Genomic DNA, 15,932 nt, shown 5'->3' with positions numbered 1-15,932 from the left:
TTAAAGATTGGTTTTATAAAAATCGGTTAATTTATTAACAGCTTTACTCACGTACTCAGGCCTCCAATAAGTTTGTATGTGCGTAGCGCCTTCTATCAAGAATAGTTCCTTCTTTTTCGAGTTGGTAACTTTTGCAAATGCTTCATCTGTCATGTATTTAGTATCTGCCTTGCTCCCTGCCATCATTAACAATGGTTGATCGATTAAAGCAATTTGGTCTGTAGCATCCCAGGTCATTAAATCCAATAAACTGCTTGTCGTATATAAGAACGTTGAATTGGGATGGGCATGACTCCTGTAATAATACTCGTATCCTTCACGATATAAATCAGTTGAGGTCTTGGCGATTTCTTCATCGGTTATACTTGCCACCCCTGAAAAAATTGATTTTCCACCTGTCTCTATCCGTCCATCTTCAGGGATTTTACTACTTTCTTTTTCTAGGGTGCGAGCATCTGAAGCCTGTTTCAATCTTTCCTGAATGGTTTTAACCTGTGAGTTTTGAAAGCCGTTGCGTCTTACCTCTCCTGAATTGAACATACTCAAAGTTGCAACCGCTTTAAAACGTTTGTCTGATTGAGCTGCTTTTAAAGTATAACCACCACCTCCACAGATGCCCAAAACACCTAGGCGGTCTGCCTCAACGCCAGGATACTGGGTAAGATAATCCGCCGCTCCATGTATATCTTCAGTGCGGTATTGAGGCTTATCAGTATGACGGGGCTCGCCACCACTTGACCCCTGATACGCGGCATCGAAGGCAAGGGTAACATAGCCTGCTTCTGCCAGATGCTGTGCATATAATCCTGCTGTCTGTTCTTTGATTCCGCCATTTGGATGAGCGACTACCACAGAGGGATATTTTTCTGATGGATTATAATTGGCCGGGGTATAAACATTGGCAGCGATATTAATCCCATTGATCTTATATTTTACAGGATGAATATTGACCTTTCCTGTTTCATTTTTAGTTATAGCTCCTTTGTATACCAGTGTATAAGGGTTTGTATTCCCTGTCTTTTTTAATGATTGTGCAAGCACTGGCGATACCATAATTGTAATGCTTAGTGTTATTAATAAACCGAGTTCTTTTAAAGCTTTCATATTATTCTTTCTTTTTACTGTCTAAAACGACGTTGAGGACTTTTTGCGCTGCCTTAGATTTCTTTTTGCCGACAATTGGTTTGATCACCCTAACAAATTCTTCTAACTGAGCTGGCGTGAGCCCCACATTCATGCAAATATTCAGGTGTGAGGACAACATTGGTTCAGCCTCACCGATGCTGGCAATAACTGATACGGTCAATAGTTCACGATCTTTGAATGTTAGTACATCCCTTTCGAAAATATCTGCAAACAAATGTTCCTTCAGGAACACTTCTATAATAGGCGAGAACGCTGCATAACCTTCTTTTTGTCCGGTCTCTTTTATGCCTGTAAGCTTTTCCAGTACTATCTTTCCCCGCTCATACTTGTTAGCATTGGTGCTTACCGGAGATGCTTCCAAACCTAATGGATCGTTAAGTCCTTTAGCTTTCCGCTCGTCCAATACAGACATAAAGGTTTGTAATGCCCTGATGCTACGTGGAAACCCGCAGTATGCATAAAAGTGTACAATGGCTTCCTTGATTTCATTGATGGTAAGGCCGGAGGTTAAACCCAGGGTCAGGTTTTCTTTCAAACCCTCCAAATCCCCATTTGCGGTCTGCGCTGCAATTGCGATGAGGCTCCGTTGCTTTGCATCCAATGAACTTACCATTATATTTTCTTGTGCAGACATTTTTGAAATCAGAAAAAATACACTGCCAAGAAATATTGCCAGAAACTTAATGTTAAATATTCTCATTGCTGTTCTTAATTTTTAAACTTGATTTTTTCCAACCATTTGATGATTTCTTCTTTCGCCTTTTTTTCTTTTTCGCCTTGCATGACAAAATATACACCATCCCTTTCTTTTCCGCCCTGAATGGAAAAGCCTTCTAAGATAGTGCTCGACGGCGCCAGTTCTTTTACCGTCTGAAAAGTACTTCCTATACCATAGCCGGCATTGGTGTTGAAGGGAATAAGGGTCTTTCCTTTAAGATCGTGTTGCCTTAAAAAACTTTTCAAAGGAGGCGGGAGCTGCATGCCCCATGTTGGAAATCCCAAAAATATCACATCAAACTTTTCTATGCTATCTATTTTGGTTTTAAGAGGGGGCAGGTAACCATCAGCGTTTTCTTTTGCTACCTGATCTACAATTGCCTGATAGTTTTCCGGGTAAGGCTTTTGTAACTCCAATGAAACCAACTTGCCACCAACTTCCTTTTGAATCAATTCGGCAATAGCTTTGGTGTTATTTGTTCTAGAAAGATAAACGATCAAAATGTTTTTTCCATCTAAATTTTTCTCCGTTGCGGAAGAAGGGGCCTGGGCTTTTGTACAGCTTGAAAGCATGCTAATCACTATAGTGATCACCATGAAGGGATGAATTATTGTTTTCATAAGCGATTTCTTTGACAACAAATTTCCCCAATTTTAATGCTTCGAGGGTATATGAATTACGGAGATTGCTACCAATTTTACTTATCCAGACCTTTCTCTTTTAGCCAGGCAGATAAAAGATCTGCAATCTCAATATTGTTTAAGTCAGAAAAGGCAAAATGGGTATTGCCTTTTATCCCGATCTCCGGGAGATGCACAACTTTAGCATCTCCACCATATTTATTTATCGTTGCAGCCCATATCCTGGCCATCTCCAGGCCTGAGCGCCAATGGTCACTATTCCATACCTTGGATGGATTTTTAGCAATGTTATCACCATAATAAATAATGATTGGCAGCATTGTCAGTTTTTTAAAATCATCCAGTGGTATTTCGGTACCTACTAGTTCTCCGAACAAACCTGAGGACTTGATCGGTTTTGGCAATTCATTTTTTGGAAAAACGAAACCACTGTATGGCTCGTAGGCAACTATGGCCTTAATATTTTTATTTTGAATTGCGGTCATCCAGCCCGGGCCACCACCCTGGGAATGGGTGACCAATATACTTTCGCCGATTTTATCAAACAGGCTCGAAACAGCATTGGCAATAACCTTGCCGTCAAACGGGCCGGTATTTGGGGTCATCTGCCGATAAAACTGTTCGAGTGAAGCAGGATCTTTTGGAAATTGTACACCATTGAAATATTGCGGATAGTTGCCAATCCTAAACTGGGTGAACCAGAACTGTTCGTCAGCGAGTGGAGAAACGGTGGCTTGGACCATACTTTTACCCGCTTCGCCGCGGCGTGGCTGGTCCAAGAGATAAACGCTATAACCTTTTCGAAGAAACAGATTTTGAAATCCTTCACGTCCGTCTGGAGTAGTCTCCCAGGTTTTTTTTGACTGACCGGCGCCATGGAGTAATACCATTGGATATTTCCTTGATTGCTCGGGGATCTGGTAGAATGCGTAGGCATGGTCGCCATGAAAGGTTTGCCCCGCAGAATCGAGGGCATTACTCACGTTAAACTCCCCGGGTACAGTCTTTTTTGTGCCTCCGATAGAAAAGCTTCCCTGCTCCCTGATCACCAGGGATTGTGACATCTCATTTTGCCTATCTGACTTACATGCTGAGAAAATAAAGGGAATGAAAAATAGGAGAAATATTGATTTACTTTTTACCATAATACTCATCGTCTGAAACCTTATTTAACCAGATGGTTTTTCCTTTTGCTGCAGGGGAAGTAGCTATATAAGTTACGCCAGTTTTTGGTGTAGCACCATGCCAGTGTTCAACACCTGGCAAACACTTAATTACTTCACCCTTTTTAACTGTTCTTTTTTCTTTACCTTTTTCCTGATAATAGCCTTCACCTTCGGTGATGATTAGGATCTGGCCACCCGGATGGATGTGCCAGTTCAGGCGTGCATCGGGGTCAGATATTGCAACAGAAGTTCCATAAGAGAATACACTGTCGGGCGCATTAAGCTCGGTGAGCCATACGTTGCCCGTATGATGCACATTTGGAGATTTTTCTCCTTTTGGAAATATCGGAGTATTCTGGGCAAATGTAACTTGCGCCATTAGGCCACCCAGAAGACACGTTAAAAAAAATAACTTTTTCATATCTGATTTATTAGTCGTTTTTATTATTTATTAATCATTTGCTGTGCCTGCGCTGTATATCGATGTCCCTGAATTTGGATGTTGGACACTGCGGTCTCGATTTCCTGAAGATCGTTAGAAGATAGCTCAACATTTGCCGCTCCAATATTTTCTTGAAGACGGTTCAGTTTTGTGGTTCCCGGAATTGGGGCTATCCATGGTTTTTGCGCCAGGAGCCAGGCCAATGCGATCTGCGCATTGGTCGCATTTTGTTTTGTGGCAATTTTGCCGAGCAGATCAACCAATACCTGGTTTGCTTTTCGGTTTTCTTCAGAAAATCTTGGAACGGTATTGCGAAAATCGGATTTATCGAAACTTGTTTTTTCATCAATCTTACCCGTTAGGAATCCTTTGCCAAGAGGGCTAAATGGAACAAAGCCAATTTCGAGTTCTTCAAGCAAGGGGAGAATTTCCAGTTCTGGCTCTCTCCACCATAACGAATATTCGCTCTGCAAAGCCGTTACCGATAATACTTCATTGGCTTGCCGTATAGCAAAAACCCCCGCCTCCGAAAGCCCGAAATTTTTTACTTTTCCCTCAGCGATCAGATCTTTTACAGTACCGGCCACATCTTCCATTGGAACATTTGGATCAACACGGTGCTGATAGAAAAGGTCGATTCGATCTGTGCGCAGTCTTTTAAGCGATGCTTCAGCCACCGCTCTTATGGTTTCCGGGCGGCTATCCAGGCCTTCAGTGGTCCTGGCATTTTTAAAGCCGAATTTAGTCGCGACTACCACTTCGTTTCTGAAGGGTTGAATCGCCTCGCCCAAAAGCTCCTCATTCGTATAGGGTCCGTATACCTCAGCGGTATCAAAAAATGTTATTCCCTGTTCATATGCTGATCTAATCAGTTCGATCGCTTTACTTTTTTCTGTTGCCGGTCCGTAACCGAAACTAAGGCCCATACATCCAAGGCCCAGGGCTGATACTTCCAGCCCGTTTTTGCCCAATATTCTTTTTTCCATATTGGTAATTTTATTATTGATTTAATTTTCGCTCGCCCAACCATTTTACCATTGCCGGATCACGGTGGTCGAAGAAACTGCTGGTACCGGAATCAAGCGTTTTGATGGTTTCCATTTCTTCGGCGCTTAATTGAAAGTCGAAAATGTTGATGTTTTCCTGCATACGCTCTTTACGAACAGACTTTGGAATGGCTACGATACCGCGTTGGGTAAGCCAGCGCAATACAACCTGGGCAATCGATTTATTGTATTTCTTCCCAATGCTACCAAGTACCTCATTTTTGAACATATCGTTTTTACCTTCTGCAAAAGGCCCCCAAGATTCAATCTGCACCTTATTGTCGTCCATAAACTGATGTGCATCTATCTGCTGATGGAAAGGATGCGTCTCTACCTGATTTACAGCAGGTACAACCTCGTTATGGATGATAAGATCAATTAGTCGGTCGGACTGAAAATTGCTGACGCCGATGGCCTTTAATTTTCCTTCTTTATACAGTTCTTCCATTGCCCGCCATTCGCCATACACATCACCATAAGGCTGATGGATAAGATAAAGGTCAAGATAATCGAGTTTTAATTTTTTAAGGGAGTTCTCAAAAGCCGTCTTGGCACCTTGATAACCATTTGAATTTATCCATAATTTCGTGGTCACAAAGAGCTCTTCTCTATCGATCCCGCTCGCCTTTATTGCTTTTCCAACAGCTTCTTCATTCATATAAGATTCTGCTGTGTCGAGCAAACGGTATCCGCTTTCTATCGCATCGATTACGCTTCTTTCACATTCCTTAAGATCAGTCACCTGAAATACCCCAAATCCCAATATAGGCATCTCGAGGCCGTTGTTTAATGTTACTGTTTCCATAGATAATTTATTAATTCTAAATACAGAATACAAATATCTGCCTGGATGTAGGCTTCATAGGTATACAGATTCCTGATTTCGCTACCAATTTTACGGATTGCCTATCTGCTATCATCATAACACTATTGAAATTGTTAAGTTTGTTTAAGCAAAGCGAAAATACCATGGAAAAGGAATATAACTTTAAGTCAATCAGTGACTACAATGATTTCAATAATCATGAAACCCATCATCCGCTGGTTAGCGTGATTGACTTTTCGAAGGCAAGGGAACGCTCAGGAAGTAAAATGGATTTTGAGCTGTATTGTATATTTTTAAAGGATGTGAAATGCGGCGATCTTAAATATGGGCGCCATAACTACGATTACCAGGAAGGTACATTGGTTTTCATTGCTCCCGGTCAAACAGTCGATGTAGAAAATAAAATAGATATTTATCAGCCTAAAGGCCACGGCCTGGTATTTCATCCGGATCTGATCCGGGGTACTTCGCTGGGAAAGGCATTGGCCGATTATCATTTCTTCAGCTATCATACCAGTGAGGCTTTGCATCTTTCTGCAATAGAAAGGAAGCTGGTGTTGGATCTTTTTGCAAAGATCGATGCCGAACTTCGCAATGCGATTGATAAGCATAGCAAAAAACTGATTGCATCCACTATAGAACTTTTGCTGAATTATTGTGAGCGTTTTTATGACCGGCAATTCATTACTAGGGATACTGTAAATAAAGGCGTTCTGGAAAATTTTGAGGCCTTGATCAACAGCTATTTCCTGTCGGAAAAACCTTATTCTATCGGTCTCCCTTCAGTGGCCTACTGTGCCGAAGAACTGCATTTTTCTGCAAATTATTTTGGCGACCTTATTAAAAAGGAAACAGGTAAAACCGCACAGGATTTTATCCAGGAAAAAATTATTGACGTTGCAAAAGACAAAATATTTGAAACTGATAAATCTGTTAGCGAAATTGCTTATGAGCTTGGTTTTAAATACCCACAGCATTTCATCAGGCTATTCAAAAAACGTGTTGGCAACACCCCAAATGAGTTTCGGAATCTTAATTGATTTGTTCGTAGTACCCTTTTATTTGATCTGGAAAGAAGCAATTTTTATTTAACAAGAAATATATGAGAACCACAATTTTTAGCTTTTTGATGCTAATAACCATGCTCAAAATGGCTAACGCACAATCGACTACGACAGCTGCGCCGACAAAATCAGAACAGGAGGTCCTAGACCTATCCAGGAAAAAATGGGTCTGGATGGCAGATAAAAATGTTGACTCTTTAGAAAAGCTGTTTGATGCAAAGGCGATGTTCGTACATATGGGAGGCAGTTGGGGAACCGAAAGAGAACTCAATGTGATTAAATCAGGGGGCATTCATTACAAGAAAGCAGAAGTATATTCCGCATCGGTAAATATCATTGGCAATACCGCTATTTTATTGAATGATATTGATCTGGTTGCCGTACTTGGCAGCAATGAGGTCATCAATCCGTTTATGGTTACAGAAGTGTATGTAAAAGAAAATGGCAAATGGAAAATGGGTTCGTTGACGTTTTCAAAACTGTCAAGGGCAGTAAAACTGGCTGTCAAACCAAATTAATTTCAGCACAGAAACTTTTATATTTATGGGAGATCAGGATAACAACAAATTCTCACAGAGCTTCAATAGAAGGAGTTTCTTGAAAGGAGACTTGCGCTTGCGGGACTTTCCATGATGCAAGGCATTATACAGGCAGCTATGCTAATTCTGAATTTACGCCCTGAGTAGTAGGACTAAGGAAAAAGGATGTTGGTAAACTGCAGGTTTCTAATATCGGTAGTGACTAATTGTATCAGTATTTTAGATTATAACAGAACATATATATGATTGAAAAAACAAATAAAGACATTAAATACCATGGAGCTTTAAGATCATTATTCGTGCTCACCATATTATCTTCATTTGTGATTTTAATGGCCTTTGGAGTAGACTCTCCAATAGCCGCTAGTCGGCCAAACGAGGTTAAGCCCATTATCGTTAAGGACAGCATTGCATCGGTGACTGCTTTCAAACAGGTTTATGCCGTATTGATGAGTCCGCGATGCATGAATTGTCATCCATCAGGTGATATTCCCTTGCAGGGTGATGATAGTCACATCCACGCCATGTTACCAAAAAGGGGTGTAGATGGTAAAGGTGTGTACGCGATGAAATGTTCAAACTGCCACCAGCCCACCAATACGCTAGGTTTGCATACACCTCCAGGAAATCCTGAATGGCATTTACCTCCTGCAAACATGAGAATGGTTTTTCAGGGCAGGAGCCAGAACCAACTGGCCAGGCAGCTCATGGACCCTAAGCAGAATGGCAACAAGGATATGAAAAAACTTATTGCCCATGCAGACGATGGTCTTGTTCTTGCCGGATGGAATCCTGGCGAGGGACGTACATTGCCGCCACTTTCCCATGCAGATTTCAAAAAAGCCTGGATTACATGGCTAACCACTGGCGCTTATGCACCAAAAGAAAAATAACTGACTATATAGCATCAAACTTTTTTAGATGGAAAACAATCAAACCCCAAATAGCAGGCGTACCTTTTTAAAAACATCCCTTCTTGCAGGAGGTGGACTGATGATTCATTTCAGTGGGCTGGCCAAGTTTGCTTTACCTCATACAGATGAAAGTGTCCCAGCCGTGGTTTTATCGGGGATCAACGGCTATGTTAAAATATCGGCAGACAATATCATCACGCTGGTTTGCCCAAATCCAGAATTTGGGCAGAATGTAATGACTTCTCTTCCCATGATGGTGGCCGAAGAACTTGAAGTGGATTGGAAAAAGGTTGTTGTGGAGATGGGGCCTCACGATAATGTCAAACTCGGACCTCAATTTACCGGGGGAAGCAATTCAATGAGAATGTATTGGAAGCCATTGAGGGAGGCGGGTGCTACCGCAAGAAACATGTTGATGCTTGCAGCTGCAGATACCTGGAAAGTGCCGGTGGAAGAACTTTCCACTAAACTCGGCATCATAAAACATGAAAAGAGTGGAAAAGAAGCAACTTATGGCGATTTTGCAGCTAAGGCGTCAGGCATTCCTGTTCCGAAAGGAATAAAGCTTAAAAATGTTAAAGACTTTACCGTTGTCAGAAAATCGCAAAAGAACGTAGAGGGCGCCAAATTGGTGAGTGGGAAGCCGCTTTTTGGTCTTGATTATAAACATGAAGGCATGCTTATCGCAATGATACAGCATCCACCAGCATTTGGTTTGAAACTAAAATCTTTTGATGCTGCTTCCGCTTTGAAAATGCCTGGTATCAAAGACGTTTTTAAACTGCAGTTATATGATGATGGTTTTGAACAGGGTGGCTTTGATGTAAGGACTTTCAATGAAATCCTGGTTGTGGTTGGTAAAACGACCTGGGAGGTGATGAATGCCAGAAAGAAATTGATTGTGGAATGGATTCCCGCTGGTGATGAAAAAGATACCATGGCTGCCAGGGGTGGGAAAAGAGAAGTAGTGGTGCCAGGAGAATTAGAAACCACTGCCGTGCAACACCAGAAAATGCTGGAATATGCTAAAAAACCTGCTCAACAACTAAGAAAAGATGGAGATCCGGAAACGGCATTTAAAAACGCAGCCGAAATTATTGAGCGTACTTATAACGCTCCTTTTCTGGCTCATAATTGTATGGAGCCCATGAATTTCTTTGCCAATGTAACTCAAGAAAAAGCATTATTGGTTGGGCCGTTGCAAGCGCCGGGCTGGACAGAGCCAACATTGATGAAAGTGTTGAACCTTCCGGCTGATAAAATAGAAATTCAGATGACCCGTATGGGCGGTGGGTTTGGAAGAAGAGCCTATGGACACTATTTAATAGAGGCAGCACTGATCTCAAGAAGAGCAAAGGCGCCGATCAAGCTAATTTATAGCCGTGAGGATGATTCAACATATGGAATTTATCGCCCGATGTATACCGCAACTTACCGTGCAGCCCTTGATTCGGAGAAAAAGTTGCTTGCTTTCCATGTTAAGGGAGGCGGGATTCCTGAACACGCCATTCACGCCAACCGATTTCCAGCTGGTGCAATCGACAATTATTTGGCCGAAGGATGGGCAATTCCATCTAATATTACGATAGGTGCATTTAGGGCACCGAGATCTAACTTTAATGCGGCAGCAGAACAGTCATTCCTCGATGAGTTGGCAGAAGCCATGGGAAAGGACCCGATCGACTTTCGTTTGGAACTTTTACATAGGGCAAAAGAAAATCCCGTTGGCAAGAACAATGAATATGATCCCAGCCGATATGCCGGGGTATTGAAACTGGTTAAAGAAAAATCTGCATGGAATGGGACTAAAGATTCTAAATATAGCCGTGGCGTTGCTGCCTATTTTTGCCATAATTCTTATGCGGCGCATGTTGTTGACTTAACCCTAAAAGATGGAGAACCCTATGTGGAAAGAGTTTTTAGCGCTATTGATTGCGGAATCGTAATTAATCCTGATGCTGCGATAAACATGGTTCAAGGTGCAGTGGTGGATGGAATAGGAAATAGTTTGTACGGAGGACTTACACATAAGAATGGCGTAGTAGAAGAGAACAACTTCCATAAATACAGGATTATCAGAATGCATGAAGCGCCGAAAAAAATCGATGTTTCATTTGTGCAGAATGATATTGACCCAACAGGCTTAGGCGAACCACCTTTTCCACCGGTATTTGGCGCCGTAGCAAATGCGTTATACAAAGCCACCGGAAAACGACATTATCAGCAGCCTTTCGCCTTGCCACAACCCGAACCCAAAAGTGTCTAATTTAAATTGGCTAACTATACTATCATGATTACTTTAAATATAAATAAGAAAAACTATAAACTCGATGCTGATCCTGAAACGCCACTTTTGTGGATATTAAGGGATCACGTCGGCCTTGTTGGAACTAAATTCGGATGCGGCGTTGCACAGTGCGGCGCTTGTGTTGTGCATCTGGATGGTGAGGCTGTTCGTTCCTGCGTAACAAAGGCAAGTCGGGCCCAGGGTAAAAGAGTGGTCACAATCGAGGGTTTATCAGAAAAAAATGATCATCCCCTACAGAAAGCGTGGCTGGAACTTGATGTGTCTCAATGCGGTTACTGTCAGGCTGGGCAAATAATGTCTGCAGCAGTTTTGCTTAAAGAAAATAAAAACCCAACAACTGAGGATATCAACGATGCTATGGCTGGAAATATTTGTCGGTGTGGAACTTACTTACGAATTAGAGATGCCATCAAGTTAGCAGCAAAAGAAAAATTATCAAAATAGGTAGTGTCCTAATACCAGGATAATCTGTGATTGCGGTATATTGATTTAACATTTGTTCCAGTTACAGTATTTGATGCAAGTAAACTTACAGCTGAAAGAGAAATATACAGTAGGGGATTGATACCTTCGTTTGTTGAGAGATTTTTTTTATTTGCCGTAATTTGTACAATTAAACTTTCAGCTGAAAGATAAGCAGTAGGGGATGAATACTTTGGTTTTTTGAGACAATAATTTAAAAGGAAATTTAACATCCTATATAAAATCTGCCTTTTTTTGGTAAATAAATGATTGATTTATTTTATAATAACAATATGAGGTGGATATTGTTTATTGCTAAATAGTTGTGAGGATGTACTCTAATAAAATTTGATAAGCTTCATCGAGATGATAGTTAATAAGTGTTATAAAACATTGTGTAGTAGTCTAGTAACGTCAGTCTTGATAGTCCTGATATATCCGAATAGTTTATATTCCCAAACCAAGATTGAGCGGGAGTATGGAATGAAGCCAGGGAACGTTCCCAAATCTGCTTTGAATTATGTTTCGCAGCTTTTTCCTGCCGGCAAGATCAAATGGTATGTTGAGAAAAGCGAAAGTGGAGAAAGTATAGAGGCTAAAATAAAAAATAATGGGAATTTTTACAGTATTGAGTTTGATTTCACGGGCAAACTTCAGGATATAGAAACCATTGTTGGATTCAATTCATTATCAGAAATGTTACAGAAATCCATTAGCGAGGCTTTGAAAGCGAAGTTTAGGCGTATTAAAATTCTGAAGGTTCAGCGTCAATGGAGTGGATCACCAGAAGCCATGCAATTTCTGGTTGCAGGGAAAAATTCCTCAAAAAATTATATGACAAGATATGAAATTGTATTCAGAGGTATCAAAAATAAAAGCACATCGGACTATGAAGTATTGTTCGACGATCAAGGGAAACTAATAAAAATGTTAAAAATTATAAATCAAAATAATCCACATTTACTTTACTAGATATGATGAAGGAATACTTATTACTTTTTCTTTTATCTGGCTTAAGCCTAATCTGTTCAGCCCAAAACCAGTTTGGAATATCTCCTGTTATCAATACATCCTTTAAACTTAAAAATGATTGGAACATCAACTCAAAACTAGAAGGCCGCCAGCTATTAAAGCAGAATCCTTTTCCAGAGGATAAAAAAGAGCAAATATTTGAACGGCTTGACCTTGAGGTAGTGCTAGATAAAGCCCTCAACTCTTCAAATGACTTAGGCGTAGGCTATTTGGTGAGATCGGAGGAAGGGAAATTTATTCATCGTTTTATTCAACAATATGCCTACACCAAGAAACTGTATAGCTCGCAAATAAGTCACCGTTTTCGAATTGATCAGACTTTAGAAGATGCTAAGGCTCTTCAGTTCCGCTTGCGCTACCGGGTAAGTTGGGAAAAGCCACTCAGCGGATTGCAGGTAGACTCCGAGGAATTTTACTTGAAACTCAATAATGAATACTTAGGTGTTTTGCAAGATTCGAAGACAAATATGGAAATTCGTGGACTTGCAATTGTTGGCTATACAATTGGCAAGAAGAATAGAATCGAAACTGGTGGCGACTATCGACTTGAAGAAATTTTTGGAAATCTAACTCACAAAATATTTTTAAATATTGGCTTTTACCAAAATTTCTGATAATCTATTTGTTTTCAACGGTTTTGGACACAAACATAAAGTGGCGAGTAGTACTCCATATTTAAGGAAAGTGATTGTAAACTAACACGTTGCGTATAGACTGACATTGCTGATGATCTAAATTCTGTTCCATAAAGTTTTATTACGGGCATCTATACATCAAAAGAGACCGCAAGATCAATTTTATAGCAAGCAGGAAATTTCAGGCTGCTAAAGTAATTCTAAACTATTAGGGATACTACCTGTGTTGCAACGTTGTGCCAATCCCATGGTATACCCAGCGGAACTTCACACTTGGCAAACACATTTTATTACAGCGCATAGTTTTCCATAGTTATTTTTTTGTCTGCGAACCTATAAAGACTGACTTTAATTCGTCAATGGTTTATAAACGGTTTAATAAACCGCCATTGACAAATTGTCAATCTTTATTAAATGGTGCAAAAAAAAATAAATAATGGAAAACTACCAAGTGCATCAAAAACAATTTTCAAATATTTGTGTGATCGAAATTGCCTACAATCCACCATTCAAGATCTCAAACCTCCCATTAGCAAATAGTAGTAGTGAATTATATTCAATTCTACAGGATAATTGGAATTTGAATCAACCATCATTGCGCGAAGAATTCAAAATTATTTTATTAAATACGAAATTAAGAATCTTAGGTATTTCTACTATTGCAGTAGGTGGTACATCATCCGTAGCAATTGATAACAAATTAATATTTTCGACTGCACTTTTGGCTAATGCCAGGGGAATAATATTAGCGCACAACCATCCATCAGGTAATCTGAAACCAAGCCAAACTGATATCAAAATCACCAATAGGATTATAGAAGGTGCTAACTTGTTAGACTTAGAAGTTTTTGATCACATTATTATTACCAAAGACAATGGCTATTATTCATTTGCTGACGAGGGGATGTTATGATCCCTCAAATTATGTAAATTAAAGTGTTTGAATATTTATAACAATTTTTTTTTGCTTGTTATGCGTAAAGGTAAATTTTGATTTATTTCTGTTTTGAATGGTTTTTAATGAAACAAATGGTACACCTTTAGAAATATGAAAAATGAATTTCCCCCAAATACCTACAATTGTACCCATAATAACTATGCCTGCACGATAGGTCTATATTTCACTCAAAAGATGAGATTAATGAGTTCGTTTTGTAAAACATTGAAGAGAACGGATAGGTGTCTATACTTGGTATAGCGTCATTGTTTTTATAAGATTGCTTCCCGCAGACTTGAACTCAAAAAAATATGCGAAGTGAGTAATGCCTATAGAATCATCCAAATAGCCATTGCAAGCTCCAAATTTACCATGCGATAAGATCTGGTTGATTGTTATAGTTGTAGGTCTACTTTGTTTTTTTAAGAGTTCCTTTAGATCTTTCTTATTATTTATTGCTGGTTTATTTATCCGCTGGTATATGAAACTTTCATTGACGTTCTCCAGGAAGTTGTCGTAATTACCTGTGTAAAGGTTAATCAATAGATCTTTCACGACCCTTCTTTTAGGTGAGTTATCACAATCATTTGGAGCTATGATCTTCATATCAAACATTTTTCAATTAACTTCTAATATAGCAAACATAAGATAGAACCAAAGAGAGGCGCCTGGCATATAATAGGTAACTCTTTTTTTTATGAGACAATTCTGATAATTTCTTACCTTTTCTGCAAGACAAAGCAAGAATAGTTACAACTAAAAAAGTGATGGGAAGAATTGAGCGTCTAAAATTCATTATCTAAAATTGTATTAAAAATAATATATAATCAAATCGTTAAATTTTAGAAATTTTTAAACCCTACGCTGGTAATACAAGAAAAAATCTGATTTTGTAGAAAGTTGGTTGAACATGATTTAGTTACAAAGCAACATTGTTACCAACGGGATTTTCCCATGTAATTTGTAATAGAATTTTCGTTACTTTTTGCACCTTAATTTAAGTATGATGGAGTTACCTAAAAAAAAACAATTAAAAAGTAATGGCGTGACCCGTTATATATTTCTGGCTCTAGCCATTGCGCTAGGGATTTGGATTATTAGTTCTAGGTTGAGTGCTTTTTTAAGTTTATACAAAAGCACGGCAGTAGTTAAAAAGATGCCACAAATATCGGATACATATAAAGAAGTCTTTCCAAATTATGATAATTCGGAAATCACCCCTTCGTACACCTTCTATTCTGCTTATCGAGCCCCAAGGGCCACCTTTAAAATCAATCATGAAACAGAAAATATTTTGGTCTATGAATTATCGGTAAATAAACCTACTGCAAGGTTAGCAGACGTTATAAAAATCAATTGGAATACGAACATATCAAATTCCTACAATTATATTTATGACGGGAGTTATAGAAGTGCCAATTTCGTATTCAGCGAGCTAGAGAAGAATCCAACAGGCGACAAAAATTTGTTTATAAATATATCTGGTAAGCTATTGCATGAGGGAATTTCGAATGATACTATTCAATGTCGAACTATAGATATAACCCAACTCGGAGGGCGCTACACTACTAATGGAGCTTACGACTTTCTGTACAAAAAAACTGATAGACTGTTGGGACGAGAATTTTCCATAGAGCTTGCGTTCATAAAAAAGAATTCCAAATTTTATATGCTGATATTGTCACCAACAACGACTATTCATCATCCAAAACAAACATCTACCTTATTTAACCTATTAACTAAAAATAAATAAAACGCACACTTTACCTAATATTAATTTCAATTTCGGTCTTTGTATCTTGTTCCATCACTAGTCCCGAGAAGGACCAACAGGCTTACATTGATACAGCTTTTATTGTTAATGGAGTCATTCTATGATTCTCTCTCAAAAAAGGGTTACTCTAACATCCATCGTTTTTTTAGACATTTTGGAGTTGCTACATTTGACTGGAGGAATTTAGTCGTCAGATTTAGAAAGAAACTTTTAAATTTGATTATATGAGCAGACGAATGTTTGATGAATCCTTCAGGAAGATGGCAGTAGAGCTTTCTTACA

17 protein-coding genes are annotated in these 15,932 nt (G+C 39.4%); 9 read left to right on the top strand and 8 right to left on the bottom strand.

Annotated elements, in window-relative coordinates:
• The 7 genes from LUA86_RS14250 to LUA86_RS14220 form a co-directional block, all read right to left on the bottom strand.
• Complete coding sequence (locus tag LUA86_RS14250) at positions 1-1,104, bottom strand: alpha/beta hydrolase (protein ID WP_231463866.1); 1,104 nt, start codon at positions 1,102-1,104, stop codon at positions 1-3.
• A gap of 1 nt (position 1,105) precedes the next feature.
• Positions 1,106-1,846: a carboxymuconolactone decarboxylase family protein gene (locus LUA86_RS14245; RefSeq protein WP_231463864.1), complete on the bottom strand. Its 741-nt coding sequence runs from the start codon at positions 1,844-1,846 to the stop codon at positions 1,106-1,108.
• A gap of 8 nt (positions 1,847-1,854) precedes the next feature.
• Entirely contained in the window at positions 1,855-2,484 is a 630-nt protein-coding gene (locus LUA86_RS14240) for a flavodoxin (RefSeq protein WP_231463863.1), read from the bottom strand.
• A 77-nt stretch (positions 2,485-2,561) separates the two neighbouring features.
• Positions 2,562-3,659 carry an alpha/beta fold hydrolase gene (locus tag LUA86_RS14235; RefSeq protein WP_231463861.1) on the bottom strand — a complete coding sequence of 366 codons (1,098 nt, stop codon included), beginning with the start codon at positions 3,657-3,659 and terminating at the stop codon, positions 2,562-2,564.
• Positions 3,637-4,092, bottom strand: coding sequence for a cupin domain-containing protein (locus LUA86_RS14230; protein ID WP_231463859.1), 456 nt, complete (start codon positions 4,090-4,092; stop codon positions 3,637-3,639). Before LUA86_RS14230 ends, LUA86_RS14235 begins: the two co-directional genes overlap by 23 nt.
• Positions 4,093-4,115: 23 nt before the next feature.
• A complete protein-coding gene (locus tag LUA86_RS14225) occupies positions 4,116-5,099 on the bottom strand; it encodes an aldo/keto reductase (RefSeq protein WP_231463857.1) in 984 nt (327 codons plus the stop codon).
• Positions 5,100-5,112: 13 nt separating this feature from the next.
• Positions 5,113-5,964 carry an aldo/keto reductase gene (locus LUA86_RS14220; RefSeq protein WP_231463855.1) on the bottom strand — a complete coding sequence of 284 codons (852 nt, stop codon included), beginning with the start codon at positions 5,962-5,964 and terminating at the stop codon, positions 5,113-5,115.
• 164 nt (positions 5,965-6,128) lie between these two features.
• Between LUA86_RS14220 and LUA86_RS14215 the strand changes: the two genes are divergently transcribed.
• From LUA86_RS14215 to LUA86_RS14180, 8 genes are all read left to right on the top strand, one after another.
• On the top strand, positions 6,129-7,025 hold the full coding sequence (locus LUA86_RS14215) for an AraC family transcriptional regulator (RefSeq protein ID WP_231463853.1): 897 nt from the start codon (positions 6,129-6,131) through the stop codon (positions 7,023-7,025).
• A gap of 62 nt (positions 7,026-7,087) precedes the next feature.
• Positions 7,088-7,567, top strand: coding sequence for a nuclear transport factor 2 family protein (locus tag LUA86_RS14210; RefSeq protein WP_231463851.1), 480 nt, complete (start codon positions 7,088-7,090; stop codon positions 7,565-7,567).
• A 263-nt stretch (positions 7,568-7,830) separates the two neighbouring features.
• Positions 7,831-8,481: a hypothetical protein gene (locus LUA86_RS14205; RefSeq protein WP_231463849.1), complete on the top strand. Its 651-nt coding sequence runs from the start codon at positions 7,831-7,833 to the stop codon at positions 8,479-8,481.
• 28 nt (positions 8,482-8,509) lie between these two features.
• Complete coding sequence (locus LUA86_RS14200; protein WP_231463847.1) at positions 8,510-10,768, top strand: xanthine dehydrogenase family protein molybdopterin-binding subunit; 2,259 nt, start codon at positions 8,510-8,512, stop codon at positions 10,766-10,768.
• 24 nt (positions 10,769-10,792) lie between these two features.
• Positions 10,793-11,254, top strand: a complete 462-nt coding sequence (locus LUA86_RS14195; RefSeq protein ID WP_231463845.1) for a (2Fe-2S)-binding protein — start codon at positions 10,793-10,795, stop codon at positions 11,252-11,254.
• Positions 11,255-11,755: 501 nt separating this feature from the next.
• A complete protein-coding gene (locus LUA86_RS14190; RefSeq protein ID WP_231463844.1) occupies positions 11,756-12,244 on the top strand; it encodes a hypothetical protein in 489 nt (162 codons plus the stop codon).
• A 2-nt stretch (positions 12,245-12,246) separates the two neighbouring features.
• Positions 12,247-12,918 (top strand): DUF2490 domain-containing protein, encoded by a 672-nt coding sequence (locus LUA86_RS14185; RefSeq protein WP_231463842.1) that lies wholly within the window; start codon positions 12,247-12,249, stop codon positions 12,916-12,918.
• Between the two features lie 457 nt (positions 12,919-13,375).
• Positions 13,376-13,852 (top strand): JAB domain-containing protein, encoded by a 477-nt coding sequence (locus tag LUA86_RS14180; protein ID WP_231463840.1) that lies wholly within the window; start codon positions 13,376-13,378, stop codon positions 13,850-13,852.
• Positions 13,853-14,122: 270 nt separating this feature from the next.
• On the opposite strand, the gene LUA86_RS14175 is transcribed toward LUA86_RS14180, so the two are convergent.
• Positions 14,123-14,482, bottom strand: coding sequence for a hypothetical protein (locus LUA86_RS14175; protein WP_231463837.1), 360 nt, complete (start codon positions 14,480-14,482; stop codon positions 14,123-14,125).
• Between the two features lie 397 nt (positions 14,483-14,879).
• On the opposite strand from LUA86_RS14175, the gene LUA86_RS14170 reads away from it, so the two are divergent.
• Positions 14,880-15,629 (top strand): hypothetical protein, encoded by a 750-nt coding sequence (locus tag LUA86_RS14170; RefSeq protein ID WP_231463836.1) that lies wholly within the window; start codon positions 14,880-14,882, stop codon positions 15,627-15,629.
• Positions 15,630-15,932 lie beyond the last annotated feature (303 nt).

Source organism: Pedobacter sp. Leaf132, from assembly GCF_920984695.1.
In the GTDB taxonomy this organism is placed as follows: domain Bacteria; phylum Bacteroidota; class Bacteroidia; order Sphingobacteriales; family Sphingobacteriaceae; genus Pedobacter.
The sequence above is the reverse complement of the archived record's forward strand: the minus strand, read 5'-3'. Positions and strand labels throughout refer to the sequence as shown.

Bases quoted from the DNA above. Each gene is read 5' to 3' on its own strand.
- LUA86_RS14250 (WP_231463866.1), bottom strand. From the start codon at position 1,104: ATGAAAGCTTTAAAAGAACTCGGTTTATTAATAACACTAAGCATTACA.
- LUA86_RS14245 (WP_231463864.1), bottom strand. From the start codon at position 1,846: ATGAGAATATTTAACATTAAGTTTCTGGCAATATTTCTTGGCAGTGTA.
- LUA86_RS14240 (WP_231463863.1), bottom strand. From the start codon at position 2,484: ATGAAAACAATAATTCATCCCTTCATGGTGATCACTATAGTGATTAGC.
- LUA86_RS14235 (WP_231463861.1), bottom strand. From the start codon at position 3,659: ATGAGTATTATGGTAAAAAGTAAATCAATATTTCTCCTATTTTTCATT.
- LUA86_RS14230 (WP_231463859.1), bottom strand. From the start codon at position 4,092: ATGAAAAAGTTATTTTTTTTAACGTGTCTTCTGGGTGGCCTAATGGCG.
- LUA86_RS14225 (WP_231463857.1), bottom strand. From the start codon at position 5,099: ATGGAAAAAAGAATATTGGGCAAAAACGGGCTGGAAGTATCAGCCCTG.
- LUA86_RS14220 (WP_231463855.1), bottom strand. From the start codon at position 5,964: ATGGAAACAGTAACATTAAACAACGGCCTCGAGATGCCTATATTGGGA.
- LUA86_RS14215 (WP_231463853.1), top strand. From the start codon at position 6,129: ATGGAAAAGGAATATAACTTTAAGTCAATCAGTGACTACAATGATTTC.
- LUA86_RS14210 (WP_231463851.1), top strand. From the start codon at position 7,088: ATGAGAACCACAATTTTTAGCTTTTTGATGCTAATAACCATGCTCAAA.
- LUA86_RS14205 (WP_231463849.1), top strand. From the start codon at position 7,831: ATGATTGAAAAAACAAATAAAGACATTAAATACCATGGAGCTTTAAGA.
- LUA86_RS14200 (WP_231463847.1), top strand. From the start codon at position 8,510: ATGGAAAACAATCAAACCCCAAATAGCAGGCGTACCTTTTTAAAAACA.
- LUA86_RS14195 (WP_231463845.1), top strand. From the start codon at position 10,793: ATGATTACTTTAAATATAAATAAGAAAAACTATAAACTCGATGCTGAT.
- LUA86_RS14190 (WP_231463844.1), top strand. From the start codon at position 11,756: ATGAAGCCAGGGAACGTTCCCAAATCTGCTTTGAATTATGTTTCGCAG.
- LUA86_RS14185 (WP_231463842.1), top strand. From the start codon at position 12,247: ATGATGAAGGAATACTTATTACTTTTTCTTTTATCTGGCTTAAGCCTA.
- LUA86_RS14180 (WP_231463840.1), top strand. From the start codon at position 13,376: ATGGAAAACTACCAAGTGCATCAAAAACAATTTTCAAATATTTGTGTG.
- LUA86_RS14175 (WP_231463837.1), bottom strand. From the start codon at position 14,482: ATGAAGATCATAGCTCCAAATGATTGTGATAACTCACCTAAAAGAAGG.
- LUA86_RS14170 (WP_231463836.1), top strand. From the start codon at position 14,880: ATGATGGAGTTACCTAAAAAAAAACAATTAAAAAGTAATGGCGTGACC.